The sequence below is a fragment of the uncultured Nocardioides sp. genome, from assembly GCF_947489365.1.
Taxonomy (GTDB): Bacteria; Actinomycetota; Actinomycetes; order Propionibacteriales; family Nocardioidaceae; genus Nocardioides.
The window spans coordinates 22228-45276 of sequence record NZ_CANLDB010000011.1 but is presented as its reverse complement, the minus strand read 5'-3'; the positions used below and the strand labels follow the sequence as shown (position 1 = coordinate 45276).

The window sequence follows — 23049 nt, the reverse complement described above, 5'->3', positions numbered from 1 at the left end:
CCCAGGAGACCCACCGATGCGCACCACCACCGCGCTGCTCGCCGCCGCCCTCACGACCACGCTGCTCGCCGGCTGCGGCGCCGACGACTCGTCCGCGACCGAGCAGACCCTGTCCGACACCGAGCACAACGACGCCGACGTGACGTTCGCGCAGGACATGATCCCGCACCACGCCCAGGCGCTGACCCTCGTCGACCTCACCCTCGACCGCGACGTCGACCCCGGGATCGCCGACCTCGCCGAGCAGATCCGCGCCGAGCAGGCCCCCGAGATCGAGACCATGGCCGGCTGGCTGTCCGACTGGGACGAGGAGGTCCCCGAGACCGTCCGCGACCACTCCAACGCCGGCCACGGCGGCGGGGCCGCCTCCGACGCGATGCGGGAGATGGAGGCCGACGGCGACGCGCCCGCGATGGCCGGCATGCTCACCGCCGACCAGCTCGAGGCGCTCGAGCAGGCCTCCGACGACGAGTTCGGCGCGCTGTGGGTCGACGCGATGATCGCCCACCACACCGGCGCCATCGCCATGGCCGAGGCGGAGCAGGCCGACGGCAGGTACCGCCCCGCCGTCGAGCTCGCCGGCGACGTCGTCGAGGCCCAGACGGCGGAGATCGCCGAGCTGGAGCAGCTGCTCGGTGGTTGAGGTGTGAGGGCCCCCGGGCCCGAGCCTCGAAACCCGGTGAGGTGGAGACCGTCCGCTCACCGGGTCTCGTGGCTCGTCGCTGGCGCTCCTCGCACCTCGACCTCCGGGCGCCGCGCGGGTCGAGACCGTCGGGCGCGTCAGCGCGTCTGGCGGCTCAGCAGCTCGAGGAACTCGTCGGCCATGTCGAGCTGCCGGGCGAGCGCCGTACGCCGCTCCTCGGCCTCGACGGACACCTGCCGGAGGCGGTCGCGGGCGGCGGCGCGCGAGGCGTCGTCCGCGTCCGACCCGCGCAGCACCTCGAGGTCGTCCATGACCGCGCCCATGGCCTCGAGGGTGAAGCCCAGGGGCTTCATCCGGCGGATGACGAGGATCTTGTCCACGTCGTCCTCGGTGTAGAGCCGGAAGCCGCCGTCCGTGCGGCCGGAGGGCCGGAGGAGGCCGACCTCCTCCCAGTGGCGCAGGCTCCGCAGCGACAGCTCCGTGCGGGCGGCCACCTCCCCGATGTGCATCACGGTGACCATCCTGTCGTGTCCGCGGATTCGGACTCTACCCTTACGTAAGGGTAGGTTTGCGTCCCGTGCCCACCGCCACCCTGACGACGTCCCCCACCGTGCGCGACGTCCTCCGCTCGCCCCGCCTGCTGCGCACCGAGGCCCTGGCCGGTCTCGTGGTCGCGCTGGCCCTCATCCCCGAGGCGATCTCGTTCTCCATCATCGCCGGCGTCGACCCGCGGGTCGGGCTGTTCGCGTCGTTCACGATGGCGGTCTCGATCGCCTTCCTCGGCGGACGTCCCGCGATGATCTCGGCCGCGACCGGGGCGATCGCCCTGGTCATCGCGCCGGTGATGCGGGACCACGGCCTGGACTACCTGCTCGCGACCGTCGTCCTGGGCGGGCTCATCCAGGTGGTGCTGGGGCTCGCCGGCTTCGGCCGGTTGATGCGCTTCATCCCGCGCTCGGTGATGGTCGGGTTCGTCAACGCCCTGGCGATCCTCATCTTCATGGCGCAGGTCCCGTACCTCGTCGACGTCCCGTGGGTCGTCTACCCGATGGTCGCCGTCGGCATCGCGATCATCGCCGGCCTGCCGCGGGTCACCACCGTGGTCCCGGCCCCGCTGGTGGCGATCGTCGCCCTGACCGGCTTCACCGTCCTCGGCGCCCTCACCGTGCCGGACGTCGGCGGTGAGGGGGAGCTGCCGGACTCGCTGCCGTCGCTGCTGGTCCCGAACGTGCCCCTGACGCTCGAGACGCTGCAGATCGTCGCGCCGTACGCGCTCGCGATGGCGCTCGTCGGGCTGCTGGAGTCGCTGATGACGGCCAAGCTCGTCGACGACATCACCGACACGCCCTCGAGCAAGACCCGCGAGTCGTGGGGCCAGGGCGCCGCGAACGTGATCACCGGCTTCACCGGTGGCATGGGCGGCTGCGCGATGATCGGCCAGACGATGATCAACGTGAAGGTCTCGGGTGCCCGCAGCCGGGTCTCGACCTTCCTCGCCGGCCTCCTGCTGCTCGTGCTGGTGGTCGGGTTCGGCGACGTGGTGGCGATCATCCCCATGGCCGCCCTCGTCGCGGTGATGGTCATGGTCTCGGTGGCGACCTTCGACTGGCACTCGGTCCGGCCCGCGACGCTGCGCCGGATGCCGCGCTCGGAGACCCTCGTGATGCTCTCGACCGTGGTCGTCACCGTCGCCACCCACAACCTGGCGATCGGCGTCGTGGTCGGGGTCCTGGTGGCGATGACCCTGTTCGCCCGCCGCGTCGCGCACGTGACGGACACCGAGCGGTCGGTGGTGACCGACCCGGACGGCGTCCCCGCCGCGGTGTACCGCGTGACCGGCGAGCTCTTCTTCGCCTCCTCGCACGACCTGGTGACGCAGTTCGACTACGTCGCCGACCCCGAGCGGGTCCGCATCGACCTGACCGACGCGCACGTCTGGGACGCCTCCACCGTCGCCTCGCTCGACGCGATCACCACCAAGTACGCCCGCCGCGGCCACGAGGTCGAGATCGTCGGCCTCGCCGGACCCAGCGCCGAGCGCCACGAGCGCCTCACCGGGCGGCTCACGTCGCACTGAGGTGGCGGTCGGCTCCGGCGGCCGCGCGGTCGGTACTCCCGGACGTTCAAACCGTGACTTCAGCCGGATCCGGGCCGCAACGGGGAGTACGGCGGCTGCCGGTCCCGCAGTGGGCTGTGGCGGGCAGTCCCTGACGTTCTGGCCCATTTCGGTGTGCCGCCGGGCCTTCAGCCCGACCACGTGCGGGTGGTCCGGGCGCAGCTCGCGGGCGTCCTCGACCAGCACTATCCGCTTCGCGGGAGGCACGGTCGAGAGCAGCGGCGCCAGCAGCGTCGTCTTGCTCAAGCCGGTGCCGCCGGAGTCAAGGAACGCCGCCCGGGAGGCCACGAGGTCGACGAGCACGCGCGCCGTCGGCGCTCACCGAGCCCGCGGCGACGAGCTCGGCCAGCGTGTGGGCGCGCATGCGCGGGACGCGCAGCGACAGCACCGTGCCGGTCCGGGCGACAGGGGCGAGGACGGCGTGGAAGCGGCGGACGGCCGCGTGAGAGGCGAAGAGAACGCCCGTCGGCTCCAGCCCGTCCCGCGGTCGACGAACACCTGCTCGGGGCCGTTGACCAGCACCTCGGTCACCCCGGGCGATCGAAACAGGGGCTCCAGCGGCCCGGCGCCGACGACGTCGCGGCGAAGCACCTCGTGCACGGCGAGGACCGTGGCGTCGCCTACCGGGCAAACCGTCTCGCCGAGCGCGGCGGCGACGCAGTGGGGGGTCAGGCCGGCGGGCTCGTTGGCCCGGATCCGGGTCACAACGTTCGGATTACGGGAGTCCCGGGGCCAGGCTGGTTCCTGACGTTTCGACCGTCTCTAGGGCGGGATCGTGGTCGCACCGTCAGGAATGGAGCTCGCCGCCGGCCCTCGGTGGGCCGCAGCGGGTAGTCCCCGACGTTCTGACCGTGTTTCGGCCCGAATCCGGGCCGTAACGTCGGGGAGTACGTCGGCTCACCGGGTCTCGAGGCTCCTCGCCAAGGCTCGTCGCACCTCGACCGGCGGGAGTGGCGCTACTTCAGCAGCCGCGACATCCGCCGGTCGGCGAGCGGCTTGCCGCCGGTCTGGCAGGTCGGGCAGTACTGCAGGCTCGAGTCCGCGAAGGACACCTCGCGGACCGTGTCCCCGCACACCGGGCAGGTCTGGCCGGTGCGGCCGTGGACGGCGAGGTTGGCCTTCTTCTCGCCCTTGAGGTCGGCGGCGGGCTTGCCGCTGGCGCGGGCGACGGCGGCGCCGAGGACGTCGCGGATGGCGGCGTACAGGGTCTCGACCTCTGTCTCGCTCAGCGAGCTCGCGGGCTTGAACGGCGACATCCGCGCCGCGTGCAGGAGCTCGTCGGAGTAGGCGTTGCCGATGCCGGCGATGGTGCCCTGGTGGCGCAGGACGCCCTTGACCTGGGCGCGGCCGGCGTCGGCGAGGATCCGGCGCAGGACGTCGATCGTGAACGCGTCGGCCAGCGGGTCCGGGCCGAGGCGGGCGATGCCCTCGACGTCGGCGGGGTCGCGGACGACGTACAGCGCGAGCGACTTCCGGGTGCCGGCCTCGGTGACGTCGAGCCCGGACGGCGCCTGCTGGCCCTCGGGGGTGTCGAGGACGATGCGGGCGGCCATCGGGGACTTGTTGCTCGGCTTCGGCGGCAGGGTCGGGACCTCGTCGCGCCACCGGACCCAGCCCGCACGCGCCAGGTGCATCACCAGGTGCAGCCCGGACGCCGAGATGTCGAGGAACTTGCCGTGCCGGGTCACGTCGTCCACGAGCGTCCCGTCGAGGGCGGACGCCGGGGGGTCGTAGGTCTTCAGCGCGCTGAACGCGGCGAGGTGGACGTTCGTGATCGCGCGGCCGGACAGCCGACCCCGCAGGTCCAGGGCCAGCGCCTCCACCTCGGGCAGCTCGGGCACGGCGTCATCCTATTCACCGCACCGTTCACCTCCGGGTCCCTCGCGGGGCGTAGCCTCCCCGCGCCCCAGCAGCGAGGACCGGAGGCGGCCCATGACCGTGCTCGACAACGCCGTCTACGTCGACGGACGACGTCACGCCGAACCCCCGACGCTCGAGGTCACCTACGAGCTGCTGCGCGACCAGCAGGGGATGGGGTGGATCGGCCTGTACCGCCCCGACCCGGGGGAGGTGCGGTCGGTGGCGGCCGAGTTCGCGATCCACGAGCTGGCCGTCGAGGACACGATCGCCGCCCACCAGCGGGCCAAGCTCGAGCGGTACGGCGACGTCCTGTTCACCGTCCTGCGCCCCGCCCGCTACGTCGAGGCCGACGAGCGGGTCGAGTTCGGCGAGCTCCACGTCTTCACCGGCGACGACTTCGTCGTCACGGTCCGTCACGCCGAGTCGCCGGACCTGGCCCGGGTACGCCGTCGGCTCGAGTCGCAGCCCGCCCTGCTGCGGCTGGGCCCCGAGGCGGTCCTCTACGCGATCCTCGACCAGGTCGTCGACGAGTACCTCCCCGTCGTCGAGGGCCTCGAGAACGACATCGACGAGATCGAGGACCAGGTGTTCGCCGGCGACCCGTCGGTCTCGCGGCGCATCTACGAGCTGTTCCGCGAGGTCATCGAGTTCCAGCGGGCCACCCGCCCGCTGCTGCGGATGCTGACCGACCTGGCCGCCGGCTTCGAGAAGTACGGCGTGGACGACGAGCTGCGGCGCTACCTGCGCGACGTCCACGACCACGCGATCCCGATCGTCGAGCGCGCCGACGGCTTCCGGGTGCTGCTGCAGAACATCCTCACCGTCAACGCGACCCTGGTCGGTCAGCGCCAGAACGAGGAGACCCAGCAGCTCACGGCCACCAGCCTCGCCCAGAACGAGGAGGTCAAGCGGATCTCGGCGTGGGCGGCCATCCTCTTCGCCCCGACCCTGGTCGGCACCGTCTACGGCATGAACTTCGAGGTCATGCCCGAGCTCGACTGGACCTACGGCTACCCGATGGCGATCGGGCTGATGCTGCTCATGGGCGTCGCCCTGTACGCCGCCTTCACGCGCCGCGGCTGGCTCTGAGCCGCGCCGTCGTCGCCAGGGCGACGACCGACGGAAGCCGTGCGGATCGGGTCGGCGTGGGGCATGATGCCGCCCGTGACCGACGGTGGGGGCGGGCCCAGGACGCTGCCACGCTCCCCGCAGGGCGGGCCGACCTCCCTGGACGACGTCGCCGACGGTGACCTCGACGACCCGGTCCTGCGGCGACGCGCCTTCCTCGCCTGCGCCTGGCTGGCCGCCCTGTCCATGGTCTACGCGGTCCTCTTCCTCGGCGGCTGGCTGCTGCTCGACAACCGGCGGCTGGCCGGGGTGGCGGTCCTCGCCGTCGTCGGGGGAGCGGTCGACCTCCTGTGCGCACGGCTGGTCCTGGCCGGACGGCTCCAGGCCGGCGTCCTGCTGTTCGCGGTCAACGTCCTCGGGGTGATCTGCGCGATCTCGTTGCTGGTGCCCGAGGAGGTCATCACCGTCGTGGTGGCCAGCATGCTGCCGGTGGTGTTCACCATGCAGTTCGTGGCCGGGTGGCCGGCGCGGCTGATCGCGGTCGCGGGCCTCGCCGTGGCCCTCGTCGCGATGGTCGGGAGCCACGGGCTGGGTCGAAGCTCGGGCCTCGACCCCGAGGTGCTCGCGTGGGTCGACACCGGCGGCGGGATGCTCGCCCTCGTCGGGCTCGTCGTCTTGTTCGCCCAGGCTCGCGGCGTGCTCGAGACCCGGACCCGGCTGCTCATCGACTCGCGGCGCGAGGCGGAGGAGCGTCGTGTCGGCCTGGAGGTCGCGCGCCGGTCCGCAGCACTCCAGGACGAGTTCGTGAACCTCGTGAGCCACGAGCTGCGCACCCCGCTGAGCTCCATCCTCGGCTACACCGAGCTGGTGCTCGACCAGGTCGCCGACCGCGCCGACCGCGCCGACCGCGCCGACCAGGCCGACCACGCCGACCACGCCGACCACGGAGCGGCCCCGGACCCGCAACGGCGGATGCTCGAGGTCGTGCTGGCCAACGCCCACCGGCTCGACACCCTGGTCGCCGACCTGCTCGACGTGGCGCGCCTCGAGCCCGGCACCCTGCGGATCGAGGTCGAGCCGCTCGACGTCGTGGCACTCGTCGGCGACGTGGCGAGCGCCGTCGCGCCGCTGGTGTCGGGCAAGGACCAGACGCTCGCCGTCAGCTCGTCCGCGGCGTCGGTGCCCCTCGTGGGCGACCCCCGCCGGCTCGAGCAGGTCGTCACGAACCTGGTCTCGAACGCCCACAAGTACAGCCCGCCCCGGTCGACGATCGACGTCACCGTGGGGCTCGACGGGTCGGAGGTCACCATCGCGGTGCGCGACCGCGGCATCGGGATGACCACCGCGGAGCTGGACCAGCTCTTCACCAAGTTCTTCCGGGCCGACCGGGCCTCCGTGCGCGACACCCCCGGCACCGGTCTGGGGCTCGTCATCACCCGCTCCATCGTCGAGCTCCACGGCGGCCGTGTCGGTGTCGAGAGCGAGCTCGGCGCCGGCAGCACCTTCACCGTCCACCTCCCGCTCGACCCGGAGGCCGCGGCGGCGGGGTGAGACGCAGGGTCAGGCGTCCTCGTGCTGCTCGCGGTGCCGCTTCTTCATCCGCCGGTACGTCGGGTCGTCGGCCGCCGCGCGCCAGGCCGCCTTGAACACGGCCGCGGCCGCCACCTTCTCCGGGTCCTGGTCCTCCCGCTCGAGCCGCGGTTTCTCGGCCCGGCCGTGGGCCCCGCTGACCCCCTTCTTGTCCTCCGGCACCGGGCCGTCGTACTTCTTGCCGCCGCGGTGGTTGGCGTACCGGCGTGAGCGGGTGTAGCCCATCTGCAGGAACTTGCGCGCCATGTCGGCGCCGACGAAGTCGTCGTCCGCGAGGTAGGCGTGGAAGCGCTCGGTGATCGCCTCGGAGGACTCGCGGGCGGCCTCCTCCGTCGCGAACCGCCACAGCGGCAGGAGCTCGGACTTGTACGGCTGCACCCGCAGCACCCCCTGCTCGCCGCGGCCCACCGAGTAGAGCTCGGGGTGCTCGCGGAGGTCCAGGGAGTCGTAGTCCAGGGAGTAGTCGAACTCGCGCACGTCGCAGCGGTACCCCGGCGCCGCGATGGGGCAGGATGCCGCAGCATGAGGCCGCAGGTCGTGTCGCACCGCGGGACCGGGGACTCGGTCGCCGAGCACACGCTCGGGGGCTACCTGAAGGCGCTCGAGGACGGCGCCGACGCGCTGGAGTGCGACGTCCGCCTGACCGCCGACGGCCACCTGGTCTGCGTCCACGACCGCTCGATGGGTCGCGACACCGTCGGGCCGCAGCTGATCTCGACGCTGACCCTGGACCAGCTGGACGACACCGACCTCACCGCCCTTCACCGGCCCTGGGCCGACCTCGACGACGAGGCGCCCGAGCGGGACGAGGACGGAGACCGGGTCCTCACGTTGCGTCGCCTGATGGAGTGCGTGGCCGATCACCGCACCGCGTCGGGCCAGCGCGTCGAGCTCGCGGTCGAGACCAAGCACCCCACCCGGTACGCCGGGCTGGTCGAGCGCCGCGTCGTCGAGCTGCTCCGCGACTTCGGCTGGGGCCGGGAGGGCTCCCCGGCCCGGGTCATGAGCTTCTCCTACGTCGCCCTCCAGCGGGTACGCCGGCTCGCGCCGCGGGTGCCCGTCGTGATGCTGGTCGACCACGCCCACTACTGGCCGTTCCTCCGACAGGTGGTGGGCGACGACTGGATCATCGGCCCCGGCGTCGAGGACCTCCGGGACCACCCCGGCCTGGGGCGGCGCCTCGTGGAGGCCGGCCGCGAGATCCACGTGTGGACCGTCAACACCCGCGCCGACGTGGAGCTGTGCCGGTCCTTCGGTGTCTCGGCGTACATCACCGACCGGCCGGCGTTCGTGAGGTCCCTGGTCGACGGCTAACTTGGCGCCCATGGCGAAGACGTCCCGCACCCGAGCCCAGACCGCGAGCAGCACCACCGGCGCGAGCGCCGGCGCGGGGGGCGAGGGCCAGGTCGGTCCCCGCCAGCCCTGCCCCTGCGGCTCCGGCAAGCGCTACAAGAACTGCCACGGCGGCGCGGACGGCGGCGCCACGGCGTACGTCGCCCGCCCCTTCGCGGGCCTCGCGATGGAGTGCGACCTCGTCGCGCTCAAGGACCTCGTCCCCGCCGCCACCGCGCCGCTGACGCTGAGCGACGCCGCGGAGAACCCCCACGACCGGGCGGTCCGGCTCTGCACCCTGCTGCCCGGCGCCACGCCGGCGCTGGTCCGCGAGGACGGCACCGTCTGGCTGGGCCTCCAGGTCCAGCACGCGTACGGCGACCCGTCGCGCGACCTGGCCGCCGTCCTGGAGCGGGCGCTCGTCGCGCCGGCCGGGGAGGCGGTCGTCGTGACGGCAGCGCCCGGCGCCGGGCCGCGGCTGCAGGACCTCGTGGCCGATGTCGAGCTCGACGTGACCGTCCACGACGGCTTCTCCTTCTGGGCCGACGACCTGGACCAGGAGTCCCGCGACGCGATGGGGGAGGCGCTCGGCCAGGCCGACTCCGCGGCTGTCCCGACCGTCCGGCTCGACGGCGTGGGCGCGGCGTACTGGTGCGACGTGTCCACCAAGGAGCACCTGCGCTGGGTGCGCCCCGAGCCCGAGGACGCGCTGCTCGACGCCCTCGCGCGGCTGCACGCCGCCGACGCCAGCCGCCTGACCGACGACTCCCGCCTGGTGGGGATGTTCCGCTCCCACGGCGTGCTGTGCCCGGTGTGGGACCTCGCGGTCGGCACCGGCGCCGGGGCGGTCCAGGAGCCCGCCGAGCGCTTCGACGCCGCGCTCACCGAGGCGCTCGCCGCCACCGGGTCGCTCTCCGCCGCCGAGCGCGCCGCCCGCAGCGGCCTGGCCAACCGGCAGGTCACGATCCGCTGACCGCACCCGCCTCGGCGTGGCTGAGCACGGCGTCGACGAACAGCGGCCACAGGTGCGGCGGCGGCAGCTGGTGGCCGACGCCCGGCAGCTCGACGTACGACGCCCCGAGCTGCTCAGCGAGGACGGCGCCGTGGCCGGGGAACAGCGGGTCGGCGTCCCCGTGCACCACCAGCGCCGGCACGCGGGCGACGTCGGCCGCGCGGACGGTGGCGCCCTCACGCTCGACCGCGACGAGGTGGTTCGTCAGGCTCGCCGCCAGGTCCGGCGTCCGCGCGACGACCCGGGCGGCCAGGGCCCGCAGGCGCGGCTCGTCCCAGCCGTCGGGCCCGGCGAAGGCCCGCTCGCCCTCGACCAGGGCGTCGACGGCGGCGGCCGGGTCGGACCAGTCGGGTGTCGGGGACTCCTCGGCGAACGTCGCCATCAGCGCCTCCGTGGGCGGGGCGAGGTCGAGCCCGTCGGCATCCGCGGGGGAGGTCGAGACCAGGGTCATCGAGACGACCCGCTCGGGCGCGGTCGCCGCGAGCCGCTGTGCGAGCCCGCCGCCCATGGACAGCCCCACCGCGTGGAACCGGGTCGCGCCCGCCGCGCGGGCGACGGCGAGGGCGTCGGCGGCGAGCTCGTCGGGGCCGTACCCGGGCTCGCCCACCGGCCACTGGGTGGAGCCGCCGGTGTCCCGGGCGTCGAACCGGACGACGGGCCGCGAGGCGGCGAGCTCCTCGCAGAGGTCGTCCTCCCACCAGTCCATCGACCAGGTCGCCCCGCCGAGCAGCAGCAACGGAGCCCCTGCGGCGGCGTCCTCACCCCCGACCTGCCAGGTCAGACGGGTGCCGTCGTCGGTCGTGAGCGTGCGCAGCGGTCCCATGGCGGGCCACCCTCGCACGGGCGTGAGCGATCCCACACGCATCGATCACGGAATTGTGGGACCTGAGGTGGTCCGGCGTGCCCTGATCGACTAACTTTCAACAAGTCCGGCCGCTGTTGCCTCCCCCGTCAGCAGCGGCCGGGCATCCACCTCCGGCGGACCCTCAGACGTGGACGCCGAAGTCGGTGGCCACGCCGCGCAGCCCCGAGGCCCAGCCCTGGCCGACGGCCATGACCTTCCACTCCTCGCCCGCGCGGTAGACCTCGACCAGCGACACCGCGGTCTGGATCGTCGTCTCGACGTCGAGGTCGTAGCGGACGACCTCGGCGCCGTCGGGGCCGAGCACCCGCGCCCGGATGCCGGTCGCGTCGGCGAGCGTCTGCTCGCGCTCCTCCGCCTCGTAGACGGAGACGACGACCAGCACGCGGTCGACGCCCTCCTCGAGGTGGGCGAGGTCGACGGAGAGCACCTGGCGGTCGGCGCCCGGGACCTCGTCGACGGGCTCGTCGCTCAGCGTGACCGTGCCGTCGGGGCTCGTGCGCTGGTTGTAGAACACGAGATGGGCGTCGGACAGCACCGTGCCCTCGACACCGATCAGCAGCGCTGCGGCCTGCAGGTCGAGACCGCTGCCCGCGGTCGTGGGCTCCCAGCCGAGGGCGACCCGCACGGTCGCGTCCGCCGGCACGAGGTCGCTGAGGACGAGGTTGTGGCCGCGGGTCAGGGTGGTGCTCGAGGTGTCCGACACGCGGCCAGTTCTACCCCGTGCGGTCGCCGTCCCCGCGCCGCAGGGCCCAGACACGCAGGCCGGAGTAGTCCTTCACCGAGGCCCGTCGTACGCGGCGGAGGGCGAAGCGGCGGTCCTCGGCGGCCGGGGAGTCGCCGTGGTCGGGGCACAGCAGGTCGTGGACGCCCTGGTCGACGAGCACCGCGCCGGGCCGCGCCGCCGAGGTGACCCGGGCGGCGAGGTTGACCGTCTGGCCGAAGACGTCGCCGAGGCGCTGGACGACGGGTCCGTGGGCGATCCCGGCGCGGACGCGGGGGAACGGGTCGTCGTCGTCCTCGCCGCGCTCCACCAGGCCCAGGGCGATCGACGCGGCGGCGGCGGGGCCGTCGGTGACGAGCAGCACCTCGTCGCCGATGCCCTTGATGACGCGACCGCCGGCGGCGGCGTGGTCGGCCACGGCGGCCGCGACCTCGTCCTCGAACGCCTCGACCCACCGCACGAGCTCGCCGGAGTCGAGCCGCTTGCTGGTCGCGGTGTAGCCGACGATGTCGACGAAGACGACGGACAGGGAGCCCGCGCCGTCGTCGGCTGCCCCGTCGTCACCGGGCGCGGCGCCCAGCAGCTCGCCGGACGCGCTGACGAGGTGGCGGCGCCAGATGTAGTTCTGCAGGGTCTCGACCCGGGGGAGCACCTCGTCGGTCAGGGAGGTCAGCGCGGTCAGCCGCCCGGCGGGGTCGTCGCCGGCCGAGGCCGCGACCTGCGCGAGCAGGGCGGTCTGCCACTCCGCGAGCCGGGCGAAGCTGCGGCCCCAGGTCCGGACCAGCGCCGCCTGCGAGTCCTCGGAGAGGACACCGAGCTCGACCAGCTCGCGCGCCAGGCGCAGCGCCTCGACGTCGCGCTCGCCGAACGCGACGGCGTCGTCGTCGACCTGCGCGAAGCCGAGGCGTCGCCACAGCTCCGTCGCCAGCTCGAGCGGTACGCCGGCCTCCGTGGCGACCTGCGTGCGCGTCAGGGTCGGCGGCGCGCCGAGCAGCAGGGACTCGACGTCCGGCCCGGCCTCGCTGTCGGGCTCGGCCACGGGCTCAGCCCTCGATGCGCTCGCGGGCCAGCTCGTCCAGGGCGTCCTTGAACTTCGGGTGGTCGGCGAGCAGCTTCTCGAACTTCTCGCGCGTGTAGTGCAGCAGCACGAGGTCGGTGAGGCTGACGACGGAGGCGGTCCGCAGCGTGTGGTTGACGATCGACATCTCGCCGAGGACGGCCCCCGGGCCGACGCGCGCGAGCTCCTCGCCGCCCTTGCGGACCGAGGCCTCGCCCTCGAGGAGGATGTAGGCCTTGTCGGAGCCGGTGCCCTGGTTGATCGGCGACCAGCCCTCGGGCACGGTCACGCGGGTTCCCGCGGCCTTCACGGCCTTGGCGTCGCCCGAGGGGAGCTTGTCGAAGATCGAGCCGGTCATGGCGTGATCCTACCCAGGTGTAACAGTCGTTTACATCGATCTGTGAGCAGCGTGACGTCCGGGACAGCGCTCAGCCGACCGGGAGCGGCTCGCGGGCGATCGGGCAGCTCATGCAGCGGGGACCGCCACGGCCCGAGCCGAGCTCGGAGCCGGCGATGCGGAGGACCTCGATGCCGGCGGCCTCGAGACGGTCGTTGGTCTCGTCGTTGCGCTCGTAGGCCATGGCGACCCGCGGGGCGATCGCGAGCGTGTTGTTGCCGTCGTCCCACTGCTCGCGCTCGGCGGTGACCGGGTCGAGGCCGGTGTCGATCTGCTCGAGGGTGTCGATGCCCATCGCCTTCGCGGCGGCGACGAGGAACGGCTCGGGCTCCGCCACGCGCAGGCGGACGTCGGCGGCGCCGGCCTCCATGCCTCCTCCGGCGCCCTCCGCCGTCACGGTGTGGGCGACGAGGCTGTCGGCGACGTTGGCGTAGACGACCATCTTGTCGACGTCGACCATCGTGCAGATCGTGTCGAGGTGCATCGTCGCCCGCTCCTGGGCGATCGGCACGGCGAGGACCGTGTGGGCCAGGTCGGCGTGGAAGACCTGGCGGGCGAGGCGCTCGACGCCGGCGGGCGTCGTCCGCTCGCCCACGCCGACGGCGACGACACCGGGGGCGAGCAGGAGGACGTCGCCGCCCTCGACGTGCTCGTGGTGCCAGCCGTGGATCGTGCGGGTCCCGGCGAAGCGCGGGTGGGCGGTGTAGATCAGCTCGGTCAGCTGGGTCTCGCGGCGCCGGGCGGGCATCGCGAGGCTGGTGATGGCGACGCGGTCGCGGACCCACACGCTGGAGTCGCGGGTGAAGAGCAGGTTCGGCAGCGGGTCGATGAGGAAGTCGTCGGGGGCCAGGAGGCTCGTCACGAGCCCGTGGCCGCCGCGGACCTCGTCGTTGCGGATGCCGGCCGTCAGGAGGGTCATCAGCTCGGCCGGCGCGGCGTCGCGCAGCGCCTCGGCGAGGTAGGACCGCAGCGTGTCGCCGAGGTGGAGGCCCGCCAGCGCGGTGGTGATCGCGTGGTTGCGGGCGTCGCGGGACTCGAGGGTCTCGGTGAGCAGCTCGGTCAGGTACAGCACCTCGACGTCCCGGTCGCGCAGCGCCTGGGCGAACGCGTCGTGCTCGTCCTGCGCCCGCGAGACCCACGGCAGGCCGTCGAACAGCAGCCGGTCGTTGTTGCGGGGGGTGAGGCGCTTCAGCTCCGGTCCGGGGCGGTGCAGCATCACGGTCCGCAGCGTCCCGACCTCGCTGTCGGCCCCGGTCGTCGCCCTCGTGTCGTCGCTCATGCGCGTCAGCCTAGGGCTCGACGCCGCCGGTGGCGTCCGGGCGTGGTGGAGCCTCCGCGCGGCCCGCGGGCCCTAGGGTCGCGGGCGTGGAGGTCTCCCTGGTCGTCTCGGTCGTGGTCGCCGTCGTCCTCGCGGGGCTGATCGCGGCCGTCGCGTCCCTGACCGGCACCGTGCGCCGCCTCGACGCCGAGCGCGGCGATGCCGAGCCGGGCGTCGAGCCCCTGCCGGCCGACGTACGCGGGCTCCGGCAGGAGGTCGCCGCCCTGCGCGCCGAGTCGAAGGACGCGCTGCGCCACCTCGCCGTCGTCCGCTACGACGCGTTCGGCGACATGGGCGGCCACCTGTCGTGGTCCGTCGCCCTGCTAGACGACAACGGCCACGGCGTCGTCCTCACCAGCATCCACGGCCGCGCCGAGTCCCGCACCTACGCCAAGAACATCGCCTCGTGGCGCTGCGAGCAGGCCCTCTCCCCCGAGGAGGAGGAGGCCGTCGGCCACGCCCGGCCCGACGCCCCCTGAGTGTCGAGTCGGCACGTCTGCGCAGCTGTACGGCGTCGAGTCGGCACGTCTGCGCAGCTGTTGGGCGTCGAGTCGGCACGTCTGCGCAGGCGTACGGCGGCTCAGCCGCCCGACCCGAAGCCCTCGAGGTGCGCAGACGTGCCGAGTCGACCTTCCTGGGCTGCGCAGACGTGCCGACTCGAGCTCGCTGGGCTGCGCAGACGTGCCGACTCGACGTGACGGGGTCTAGCGGGGGACGCGGACGAGGACGCGGCCGGGCTCGCAGCGCAGGTGCAGCTCGTGGCCGGGGCCGATGGTGTCGCCGTCGAGCTGGCGGGGCGTCTCACCGGGGGTGCGGATGGAGATGGTGCGGCCGGTCATGCGGTTGACGAGGTCGTCGGTGTGGGGGCGGCGGGCGATGACGCGCCAGGCCAGCGGGATCCAGGAGAAGAACCTCCGCGGGTGCAGCAGCACGAGGTCCAGGACGCCGTCGTCGATGGCGGCGTCGGGCAGCAGCGGCATGCCGGCCTGGAGGTAGCCGACGTTGCCGACCACGATCGTGCGGGCGCGGTGCTTCGTGGGCTCGCCTCCGTCGATGCTGACCTCGACGCGGACGGCGGGGTACATGATCGCCTTCACCCCGGAGACGACGTACGCCAGCCAGCCGACGCGGCGCTTGAAGTCCTCGTTGACGCCCTCCATGATCGCGGCGTCGAAGCCCATCCCGGCCATGACCATGAAGTGGGTGTCCTCCATGTTGTCGCCGGACACGGTGCCGAGGTCGATGGCCCGGTCCTGGCCCGACAGGGCGACGTCGAGCGCGGAGCGCTGCACCAGCGGGATGCCGAGGTTGCGGGCCAGCAGGTTCCCGGTGCCCGCGGGCACGATCCCGACGGGGATGCCGGTGCCGGCGAGCTCCGCGCAGACCTCGCGGACGGTGCCGTCGCCGCCGCAGACGATCACCAGGTCGGCGCCGTCGACCGCGGCCGCCTCGGCCATGCCCGTGCCGGGGTCCTCGACGGTGGTCTCGCGGAAGGTCGGCTCCGACCAGCCCGCCGCCTCCGCCATCGTCGTCAGCGTCGAGCGGAAGCGGGGGAGGTCGTCGACCTTCGTCGGGTTGAGGACGACGGCGAGCCGGCGCTCCGAGGCGTAGACCTGCGGCAGCGGCACCGCGTCGACCGCGCGGCTCGTGGGGGGCGGGTTGACCGCCGCCCACAGCACGAGCAGGACGCCGCCGCCGAGCAGGAACCCACCGATCGCGTCGGAGGGGTAGTGGCGTCCGAGGAGCACGCGGTCCAGCAGGACCAGGACGATCAGCACCGGCGCCACCACGGCGACCAGCCGCCGCAGCGCCACGGACCGCACGTGCAGCAGCGTCACCAGCAGGACGACGCCCGCCAGCGCGGTGATCGACGAGGCGTGGCCCGACGGGAACGCGAAGTTCGAGAGCAGGTCGCCGGTGTCCTGCCAGACCGGGCGGTCGCGGGCGACGGCGGTCTTGACCAGGGTGGTCGCGCCCGCGGTGATCCCCATGACCAGCGCCACGAGGACGCCGCTGCGGCGCTGCCCGGTCGCCAGGAGCGCCACGGACAGGACGACGGTGTACATCGTCATGGCCACGGTGCCGAAGAGGTCCTCGACCACGGCGAGCGTCGAGCGCAGCCACGCCATGTCGGTCGCCCACGCCTCGGCGGGCCGGCCCCGGTCGTCGAGACCGCGCAGTGGGGCCCAGTCGGCGAGGACGGCGTACGTCAGGACGGCGAGCAGCGCCAGCAGGACCACGCCCCAGGCGAGCCTCGCACCGCGCGACATGGACAGCACCGTCTGACGTCTCCCTCCGGACCACCCCCACGACGTCCGGGACTCCGGTCCTGGACGACCAGTCAGTATGCCGCCCGCGGGCCCGCCGACGGATATCGACTCCTGGTGCGTCGGTGACCACGTCTAGCCTTGCCGCATGATCGATCCACGGGTGCTCCGCGAGGAACCGGACCGGGTGCGCACGGCGCAGACCAGGCGCGGGCTGTCCTCCGCGCCCGTCGACGACGCGCTGGCCGCCGACGAGGCGCGGCGCCGCACCATCGCCGACTACGAGACCCGCCGCGCCGAGCAGAAGTCGCTCGGCAAGGAGGTGGCGCGCGCCTCCGGTGAGGAGAAGGCCGAGCTGCTCGCCCGCACCCGCGCCCTCTCGGCGGAGGTCAAGGAGCTCGAGGCCGCGCAGGGCGCCGCCGAGCAGGCCTGGCGCGACGCCGTGCTGGCGATCCCCAACCTCGCGCACCCCGACATCCCCGCCGGCGGCGAGGAGCAGTTCGCGCTGCTCGAGACCCGCGGCGAGATGCCGGAGTTCGACTTCACCCCGCGCGACCACGTCGAGCTCGGCGCCATGCTCGGCGCGATCGACGTCGAGCGCGGCGCGAAGGTCTCGGGCAGCCGCTTCTACTACCTCACCGGCGTCGGCGCCGAGCTCGAGCTGGCGCTCGTGATGATGGCGATGGACCAGGCCCGGGCCACCGGGTTCACCCCGATGATCCCGCCGTCGCTGGTCAAGCCCCGCGCCATGGAGGGCACCGGCTTCCTCGGCCAGGCCGCCGACGACGTGTACCGGATCGAGGGCCAGGACCTCTACCTCGTCGGCACCAGCGAGGTCCCGCTGGCGGCGTACCACTCCGACGAGATCCTGGACGGCGCCCAGCTGCCGCTGCGGTACGCCGCCTTCAGCCCCTGCTTCCGCAAGGAGGCCGGCTCGCACGGCAAGGACACCCGCGGCATCTTCCGGACCCACTGGTTCGACAAGGTCGAGATGTTCGTCTTCACCACCCTCGACGAGGCCGAGGCGGAGCACGAGCGCCTGCTCGAGCACGAGAAGGCGTTCATGGACAAGCTCGAGCTGCATTACCGCGTCATCGACGTGGCCGCGGGCGACCTCGGCCTGTCGGCGTCGCGCAAGTACGACTGCGAGGCGTGGCTGCCCAGCCAGGAGCGCTTCCGCGAGCTCACGAGCACGTCGAACTGCAACGACTTCCAGACGCGTCGCCTCGACACCCGCGCCCGGTACGCCGAGGGGATCGGCCCCGTCGCGACCCTCAACGGCACGCTGTGCTCGACCAACCGCCCGATCATCGCCCTGCTCGAGACCCACCAGCAGGCCGACGGGTCGGTGCGGGTGCCGGCCGCGCTCCAGCCGTACCTGGGCGGCCGCGAGGTGCTCGAGCCCCGATGAGCCAGCACACGGTCAACCACGGACACCCCTCCGACGGCTGGCAGCCGAAGCTCGTCGCGCTCGACATCGACGGCACGCTCCTGCGCTGGAACGACACCGACGAGGGCCCCGGGGCCAGCGTCGAGGAGGTCACGCCCGCCGTCCGCGACGCCGTGCGCCGGGTGGTCGACGCCGGGGTGGAGGTCGTCCTCGCGAGCGGCCGGTCGCCGTACGACATGACGCGGATCGCCGACCTCCTCGAGCTGCACGTCGCCGGCGCGCAGCCGCTGTGGGTCGTCGCGGCGAACGGTGCCGTGGTGTTCCGCTACCCGCCGGTCGACGTCGTCCACGAGGAGACCTTCGACGCCCGCGAGTCGGTCGTCGCGGCCCTGGAGCGCCACCCGGAGGCGATCGTGGCGGTCGAGGAGCGCGGCGTCGGCTACCGGATGAACCGGCCCTTCCCGCCCGGGGAGCTCACCGGGGAGCACACGATCGTCGACGTCGCCGAGCTCGTCTCCGAGCCCGTGACCCGCGTGATCATCCGCGACCCGCAGGCCTCCGTCGACGACTTCGTCGACCTCGCCGAGAACCTCGGCCTGGCCGGCACGCAGTACGTCGTCGGCTGGACCGCGTGGCTCGACCTGATGCCCGTCGGGGTCGACAAGTCCTCCGGGCTGTCCCACGTCTGCGAGGCGCTCGGGGTCGACCCCACCGACGTCCTCGCCATCGGCGACGGCCGCAACGACGTCGAGATGCTGTCGTGGGCCGGCCGGGGCGTCGCCATGGGCCAGGCCGTCGACGTCGTCCACGACGCCGCCGACGCCACCACCGGCACCGTCGACGACGACGGCGCCGCCCAGGAGATCACCCGCTGGTTCTGATCGGCTACGACCGAGGGACGAGGTCGTGGCGCCGATCAGGTCGAGCGAGCGTCGCGGCTGAGGGACGAAGCCGCGGCAGCGTGTCGAGACCCGGTGAGACGGGCGACGACCGCGGCCACCTCATGGCGGTCACAGCGACAGCGCGTGGTCCCTCGGCGGCACCCACTGGCCGTCGGCCTCGAGCCGGGCCCAGATGTCGTACTCGGGCGCGAAGAACTCCTCGGCCCGCCGGCGCAGGCCGGGGTCGAGGTCGGCGGGACGGCGGGCGGAGACGTTGGCGCGGCGGAAGCCGAGGTCGACCCCCACGTGCGCGGTGAGGTAGCCCTGCCAGACCTCGGTGGACTCGTAGCGCAGGATCCGGTCGACCCCGACCACCTGTCCCTCGAAGGAGCAGAACCGCGCCGGGCGGCCGATCCCGGTCAGGCTGGGGTGGCGGTCGACGTACCGGGCCACGAACTCGTCGAACGCCATGTCGCCGGTGTAGTTGTGCGCCTTGGCGGTCTCGAGGATCTCGGGGCGGGCGCGGTAGCGCCACCAGCTCTCCAGCCAGCTGACCGGCTCCCGGAACAGGCAGACCACCTCGTACGACGGCCGCTGGTGGCCGAACCCGGCGAGCAGCGGCTCGATCCGCTTGGTGAAGCCCGTGTAGTTGAGGTGCTTGAACTCGTGGCGCAGGACGACGGCGGAGTGCACGTCGAGCGCCTCCTCGACCGCGGTCGAGGCGCACTTGGGCGCGGAGAGCCACACGAATCCTCGGTGGGGCAAGGCCATCACGCCACGACACTCTAGGTGCGCTCTACGGTGTGCGGGTGTCCGCACCCCCGCCGCCGCCCCTGCCGCGGCTGGTGGCGACCGACCTGGACGGCACGCTCCTCGACGCCGCCGGCCGGGTGACCGAGCGGACCCGCGAGGTGCTCGCCGCGCTGGAGGACCTCGGCGTGCCGACCGTGTTCGTCACCGGCCGCCCGGTCCGCTGGATGGAGACGCTGTGGGCGGAGGTCGGAGACGTCGGCCTGGCGATCTGCAGCAACGGCGCGGTGGTGTACGACGTCGCGCGGCACGAGGTCCGCGACGCCCGCCCGGTGCCCGCGGCGACGGTCCTCGCGATCGCCGAGCGGGTGCGGGCGGTGGAGTCGGGCGCCCGGTTCGCCGTCGAGCGGCTCGACGGGATGGCGCACGAGCCGGACTTCGTCGTCGACCCCGAGCGGTTCCGGCCCACCGCCGTCGGTGAGCTGGCCGACCTGCTCGAAGGGCCGGCGGTGGTCAAGGTGCTCGTCCGGCACCCGGAGGCCGACCCGGAGACGTTCTGGCGGGCCGTCGAGGGTGCCTGCGACGGTCTCGCGACCACCACCTGGTCGTCGGTCGGGGCGCTGGTCGAGATCAGCGACCACGGCGTCACCAAGGCGACCACCCTCGAGCTGCTCTGCGCCGACCTCGGGATCGCCGCCGAGGAGGTCGTGGCCTTCGGGGACATGCCGAACGACGTCCCGCTGCTCGCGTGGGCCGGGCGGTCCTACGCCATGGCCGACGCGCACCCCACCGCGCGCGCCGCCGCCGGGGCCGTCGCCGGCCGCCACGACGAGGACGGCGTCGCGGAGGTCCTGGCCGGGCTGTTCGGCCTCGGCCGCTGACCCGACCCCCGCGGTCCGTCGGGGAACCCTCCGGTTTCGTCACCCGTCAGACTGGGGAGAGGTCCGACGGCGAGCAGAGGAGGCGGTCACGGTGGTGCCAGTGGTGACCCGTCTCCTCGCGACCCTGCTCACCACGGTGGTGCTCGCCGGCTCCGCGGTGCTCCTCGGCGCGGCCCCGGCACAGGCGTGCCGCTGCGTGCAGCAGGGCGTGACCCAGCAGGCGCGGGCGGCGGACCTGGTCGTGACCGGGACGATCGAGGGCGTCCGCCAGGGCGGCGCCGACACCGAGCGCGGCACGCAGCAGCAGGGCCGAGGGACCCGCCAGCTCGGGAACCTGACCCTCCTCGTCGCCGTCGACCGCGTGTACGCCGGCGCGCTGCCGGACCGCACCCTCGAGGTGACCACCGCGGCGTCGACGTCCGCCTGCGGGTTGGGCCGGCTGCCCCGCGGCGAGCGCTACGTCTTCTTCCTCACCGCCGACACCCGCGCCCTCCGGGCGACGTCCTGCAACGGCACGGCCCCCGCCCGGACCAGCGAGATCGCCCAGGTCGAGCGCGTCCTCGGCGAGGGCCGGACCCCGGGCACCGGTGCCGACGGCGGCGCTGACGGAGGCACCGATGGCGGTACCGGTGGCGGTACCGGTGGCACCGACGGCGGGTCCGCGGAGCCCGCGGCCGTGGAGCTGACCGTCGTCGACGACGCCCCGCCGCCGGACGCGACCCGGACGGCACTGCCGGGCGGTCTCCTCGCGGTGGTCGGCCTGGTGGGCCTGCTCGTGCTCGGTCGCCTCGGGTCCCGCCGGGCGGGGTAGTCCCTGACGCTGTGACCGTGTCTCGGGCCGGATCCGGGTCGCAACGTCAGGGACTACCCGCGCCGCCCGCCACCCCTGACTGAGCCCTGACCGGGACCCGACGGCGCCGCGACCCGAGTCCCGAGGGCGGCGCAGGGCGCATGCGGAGGGGGCGGTCGGGTACCACGAGATGACCCGGCGACCCCGGGTCGGCCGGTGGCGAACCGGCCGCACGCCGCACGGGAGGGTGCCGCCACGACCGCGCACGCGACCGCGAGACCCGAGACCGACGTCCCGTCGGTCGAGGTCGTCGAGCCTGCCGCCGGGCCATCCGCCGGGCTCACCGCAGGGCCACGGAGCGACGCGGACGCCGTCGACGCCCTGCTGGCCACGACGCTGCGGCGCCGCGGCCGGACCCTCACCGCGCTGTCTCCCGAGCTGGCGCCGATGGTCGCGGCCCTCGAGGCCGCCGGACGCGGCGGCAAGCGGCTCCGCGCGACGTTCTGCCTGCTCGGGGCCCGCTCGACCGCCGCGGGACCCGCCCCCGGGGACGTCGAGGTCGGCGCCGCGGTGGAGATGTTCCACCTCGCGGCCCTCGTGCACGACGACCTCATGGACCGCAGTGACACCCGCCGCAACGAGCCGACGGTGCACCGCCGCTTCAGCGACTCCCACCACGAGGCGGCGGGCCGTGGGGACTCCGAGCACTACGGCCAGGCGATGGCCGTGCTGGCGGGCGACCTGTGCCTGACCTGGTCCGACGACCTCCTGGCGACCGGGGCCGGGCGGGCCGAGGACCCCGCCCACGCCGCCGCCGTCCGGGAGTCGTGGTCCCGGATGCGCGACGAGACCATCGCCGGGCAGTACCTCGACGTCCTGGGCCACACCCGGGACGGCGTCTCCCCGGCGTACGCGCGACGGGTGCTGCGCTACAAGGCCGCGTCGTACACGGTCCAGCAGCCGCTGCTGCTCGGCGCCCGGCTCGCCGGGGCGCCCGACGGGCTGCTCGCGGCGTACAGCGAGATCGGGCTCGCGGCCGGGGAGGCGTTCCAGCTGCGGGACGACGTCCTCGGGGTGCTCGGTGACCCGACCCTCACGGGCAAGCCGGTGCTGGACGACGTCCGGGAGGGCAAGCGGACCGTGCTGGTCGCCCTCGCGGGCGACGCCGCCACCTCGGCGCAGCGCCGCGTCCTCGACGCGGCGCTCGGCGACCCGGAGCTGGGTGCCGAGGGGCTCGGAGCGGTGCAGGAGGTCCTGGTCGCGACCGGCGCGGTCGCGCAGGTGGAGGACCGCATCACGTCGCTGGCCACCCGGGCGCTCACGCTCACCTCGGCGCTGCCCGTCGACGTCGAGCACCGCGAGCGCCTGGCGGCCCTCATCGGCCTCTGCGCGTGGCGGGACGCCTGAGCGAGGGCCGCGGGCCGGGAGGGACCTCGGCCTGGACGCCGCGCCGTCCCCACCAGACCCACCAGATCATGGACTGGGCGACCAGACTGAACCCGAAGAGGAAGTCCTCGACCGGTGCGTGGCCGACGCGCCAGCCGAGGATGGCGTCGGGGTCGTACAGGAAGACCCCCCGCGAGGTCAGCCACTCGTTGGTGAGGGTCTGGAAGAACAGCACGATGGCGTACGAGACCCAGAACGCACGACGGGTCAGCAGGCGGGTGCGCAGCACCCACAGGTCCAGCACGACGGTGACGACGATGCCGAGGAGGGAGGCTTCCGTGTGGGTCACGACGCCTCCCCGGGTCCGCCCGGGGCGTCCCGCGGTACGCCCGCCTCGTCGCCGACCGGCCAGCCCCGCATCGACCGCACCGCCTCGAGCGTCATGACGGACGCGAGCGGGACGACGAGGAAGAACAGCCACTCCTCGACCGGCAGGCCGCCCGGCAGGTCCAGGCCGAGCGTCTGGTCGTGGTCGAAGCGCCAGTGCCCCGCGGCGGTGGCGGCGAGGTCCCACAGCACGAACGGCACCCCGACGCAGACGACGACGAGCGCGAGCCGCCGCAGCCGGGCGTACACCCGGGTCCGCAGCAGCACCTCCAGCGGCAGCGTCGCGACGACGACGAAGACGAGCATCGCGACGTACGTGAGGCGCTCCACGCCCCCAT

General features: G+C 73.8%; 24 protein-coding genes and 1 pseudogene. 12 read left to right on the top strand and 13 right to left on the bottom strand.

Features of this window, described 5'->3' with window-relative positions; translation table 11 throughout:
- The first annotated feature begins 16 nt into the window (after nt 1-16).
- Complete coding sequence (locus Q0858_RS20820; RefSeq protein WP_299058282.1) at nt 17-643, top strand: DUF305 domain-containing protein; 627 nt, start codon at nt 17-19, stop codon at nt 641-643.
- Between the two features lie 137 nt (nt 644-780).
- Here Q0858_RS20820 and Q0858_RS20815 read toward each other — a convergent pair whose 3' ends face one another.
- Nucleotides 781-1152, bottom strand: coding sequence for a MerR family transcriptional regulator (locus Q0858_RS20815; protein WP_299058324.1), 372 nt, complete (start codon nt 1150-1152; stop codon nt 781-783).
- Nucleotides 1153-1220: 68 nt separating this feature from the next.
- On the opposite strand from Q0858_RS20815, the gene Q0858_RS20810 reads away from it, so the two are divergent.
- Complete coding sequence (locus Q0858_RS20810; RefSeq protein ID WP_299058281.1) at nt 1221-2720, top strand: SulP family inorganic anion transporter; 1500 nt, start codon at nt 1221-1223, stop codon at nt 2718-2720.
- A gap of 138 nt (nt 2721-2858) precedes the next feature.
- Here Q0858_RS20810 and Q0858_RS20805 read toward each other — a convergent pair.
- A pseudogene (locus Q0858_RS20805) lies at nt 2859-3047 on the bottom strand (ATPase, T2SS/T4P/T4SS family); the annotation flags it as partial.
- A 668-nt stretch (nt 3048-3715) separates the two neighbouring features.
- Nucleotides 3716-4600 carry a DNA-formamidopyrimidine glycosylase family protein gene (locus Q0858_RS20800; RefSeq protein ID WP_299058280.1) on the bottom strand — a complete coding sequence of 295 codons (885 nt, stop codon included), beginning with the start codon at nt 4598-4600 and terminating at the stop codon, nt 3716-3718.
- A gap of 91 nt (nt 4601-4691) precedes the next feature.
- Between Q0858_RS20800 and Q0858_RS20795 the strand changes: the two genes are divergently transcribed.
- Together Q0858_RS20795 and Q0858_RS20790 are read left to right on the top strand one after the other, a co-directional pair.
- Nucleotides 4692-5708: a magnesium and cobalt transport protein CorA gene (locus Q0858_RS20795; protein WP_299058279.1), complete on the top strand. Its 1017-nt coding sequence runs from the start codon at nt 4692-4694 to the stop codon at nt 5706-5708.
- A 75-nt stretch (nt 5709-5783) separates the two neighbouring features.
- Complete coding sequence (locus tag Q0858_RS20790) at nt 5784-7238, top strand: ATP-binding protein (RefSeq protein WP_299058278.1); 1455 nt, start codon at nt 5784-5786, stop codon at nt 7236-7238.
- A 9-nt stretch (nt 7239-7247) separates the two neighbouring features.
- Here the strand turns inward: Q0858_RS20790 and Q0858_RS20785 are convergent, their stop codons facing one another.
- Entirely contained in the window at nt 7248-7754 is a 507-nt protein-coding gene (locus Q0858_RS20785) for a DUF4385 domain-containing protein (RefSeq protein WP_299058277.1), read from the bottom strand.
- A 45-nt stretch (nt 7755-7799) separates the two neighbouring features.
- Between Q0858_RS20785 and Q0858_RS20780 the strand changes: the two genes are divergently transcribed.
- Together Q0858_RS20780 and Q0858_RS20775 are read left to right on the top strand one after the other, a co-directional pair.
- Nucleotides 7800-8591 (top strand): glycerophosphodiester phosphodiesterase family protein, encoded by a 792-nt coding sequence (locus tag Q0858_RS20780; protein WP_299058276.1) that lies wholly within the window; start codon nt 7800-7802, stop codon nt 8589-8591.
- A 10-nt stretch (nt 8592-8601) separates the two neighbouring features.
- On the top strand, nt 8602-9582 hold the full coding sequence (locus Q0858_RS20775; protein WP_299058275.1) for a DUF5926 family protein: 981 nt from the start codon (nt 8602-8604) through the stop codon (nt 9580-9582).
- Here Q0858_RS20775 and Q0858_RS20770 read toward each other — a convergent pair.
- The 5 genes from Q0858_RS20770 to Q0858_RS20750 form a co-directional block, all read right to left on the bottom strand.
- Nucleotides 9569-10444, bottom strand: a complete 876-nt coding sequence (locus tag Q0858_RS20770) for an alpha/beta hydrolase (RefSeq protein ID WP_299058274.1) — start codon at nt 10442-10444, stop codon at nt 9569-9571. The two genes, Q0858_RS20775 and Q0858_RS20770, sit on opposite strands and share 14 nt — an antisense overlap.
- Nucleotides 10445-10607: 163 nt before the next feature.
- Nucleotides 10608-11189, bottom strand: a complete 582-nt coding sequence (locus Q0858_RS20765) for a TerD family protein (RefSeq protein ID WP_299058273.1) — start codon at nt 11187-11189, stop codon at nt 10608-10610.
- A gap of 10 nt (nt 11190-11199) precedes the next feature.
- Nucleotides 11200-12246: an adenylate/guanylate cyclase domain-containing protein gene (locus Q0858_RS20760; protein WP_299058272.1), complete on the bottom strand. Its 1047-nt coding sequence runs from the start codon at nt 12244-12246 to the stop codon at nt 11200-11202.
- 4 nt (nt 12247-12250) lie between these two features.
- Nucleotides 12251-12622 carry a cyclic nucleotide-binding domain-containing protein gene (locus tag Q0858_RS20755; protein WP_299058271.1) on the bottom strand — a complete coding sequence of 124 codons (372 nt, stop codon included), beginning with the start codon at nt 12620-12622 and terminating at the stop codon, nt 12251-12253.
- A gap of 70 nt (nt 12623-12692) precedes the next feature.
- Nucleotides 12693-13940 carry an arginine deiminase gene (locus tag Q0858_RS20750; RefSeq protein ID WP_299058270.1) on the bottom strand — a complete coding sequence of 416 codons (1248 nt, stop codon included), beginning with the start codon at nt 13938-13940 and terminating at the stop codon, nt 12693-12695.
- An 86-nt stretch (nt 13941-14026) separates the two neighbouring features.
- Between Q0858_RS20750 and Q0858_RS20745 the strand changes: the two genes are divergently transcribed.
- Nucleotides 14027-14458 carry a DUF4446 family protein gene (locus tag Q0858_RS20745; protein ID WP_299058269.1) on the top strand — a complete coding sequence of 144 codons (432 nt, stop codon included), beginning with the start codon at nt 14027-14029 and terminating at the stop codon, nt 14456-14458.
- A gap of 225 nt (nt 14459-14683) precedes the next feature.
- Here Q0858_RS20745 and Q0858_RS20740 read toward each other — a convergent pair whose 3' ends face one another.
- On the bottom strand, nt 14684-16249 hold the full coding sequence (locus tag Q0858_RS20740) for a diacylglycerol kinase family protein (RefSeq protein ID WP_299058268.1): 1566 nt from the start codon (nt 16247-16249) through the stop codon (nt 14684-14686).
- Between the two features lie 145 nt (nt 16250-16394).
- Between Q0858_RS20740 and serS the strand changes: the two genes are divergently transcribed.
- Both serS and Q0858_RS20730 read left to right on the top strand, forming a co-directional pair.
- Nucleotides 16395-17657, top strand: coding sequence for a serine--tRNA ligase (gene serS, locus Q0858_RS20735; protein ID WP_299058267.1), 1263 nt, complete (start codon nt 16395-16397; stop codon nt 17655-17657).
- Entirely contained in the window at nt 17654-18517 is an 864-nt protein-coding gene (locus Q0858_RS20730) for an HAD family hydrolase (RefSeq protein ID WP_299058266.1), read from the top strand. The genes serS and Q0858_RS20730 overlap by 4 nt, the downstream gene beginning before the upstream one ends.
- A gap of 129 nt (nt 18518-18646) precedes the next feature.
- On the opposite strand, the gene Q0858_RS20725 is transcribed toward Q0858_RS20730, so the two are convergent.
- A complete protein-coding gene (locus tag Q0858_RS20725) occupies nt 18647-19264 on the bottom strand; it encodes a hypothetical protein (protein WP_299058265.1) in 618 nt (205 codons plus the stop codon).
- Between the two features lie 62 nt (nt 19265-19326).
- Here Q0858_RS20725 and Q0858_RS20720 point away from each other — a divergent pair, with 62 nt between their 5' ends.
- The 3 genes from Q0858_RS20720 to Q0858_RS20710 all read left to right on the top strand — a co-directional run bounded on the left by Q0858_RS20720 (nt 19327) and on the right by Q0858_RS20710 (nt 22345).
- A complete protein-coding gene (locus Q0858_RS20720; protein WP_299058264.1) occupies nt 19327-20148 on the top strand; it encodes an HAD family hydrolase in 822 nt (273 codons plus the stop codon).
- Between the two features lie 100 nt (nt 20149-20248).
- Complete coding sequence (locus Q0858_RS20715; RefSeq protein WP_299058263.1) at nt 20249-20959, top strand: hypothetical protein; 711 nt, start codon at nt 20249-20251, stop codon at nt 20957-20959.
- Between the two features lie 195 nt (nt 20960-21154).
- Nucleotides 21155-22345: a polyprenyl synthetase family protein gene (locus tag Q0858_RS20710; protein ID WP_299058262.1), complete on the top strand. Its 1191-nt coding sequence runs from the start codon at nt 21155-21157 to the stop codon at nt 22343-22345.
- Here the strand turns inward: Q0858_RS20710 and Q0858_RS20705 are convergent.
- Both Q0858_RS20705 and Q0858_RS20700 read right to left on the bottom strand, forming a co-directional pair.
- On the bottom strand, nt 22314-22673 hold the full coding sequence (locus Q0858_RS20705; protein ID WP_299058261.1) for a lycopene cyclase domain-containing protein: 360 nt from the start codon (nt 22671-22673) through the stop codon (nt 22314-22316). The two genes, Q0858_RS20710 and Q0858_RS20705, sit on opposite strands and share 32 nt — an antisense overlap.
- Nucleotides 22670-23041: a lycopene cyclase domain-containing protein gene (locus Q0858_RS20700; protein ID WP_299058260.1), complete on the bottom strand. Its 372-nt coding sequence runs from the start codon at nt 23039-23041 to the stop codon at nt 22670-22672. Before Q0858_RS20700 ends, Q0858_RS20705 begins: the two co-directional genes overlap by 4 nt.
- Nucleotides 23042-23049: the final 8 nt, after the last annotated feature.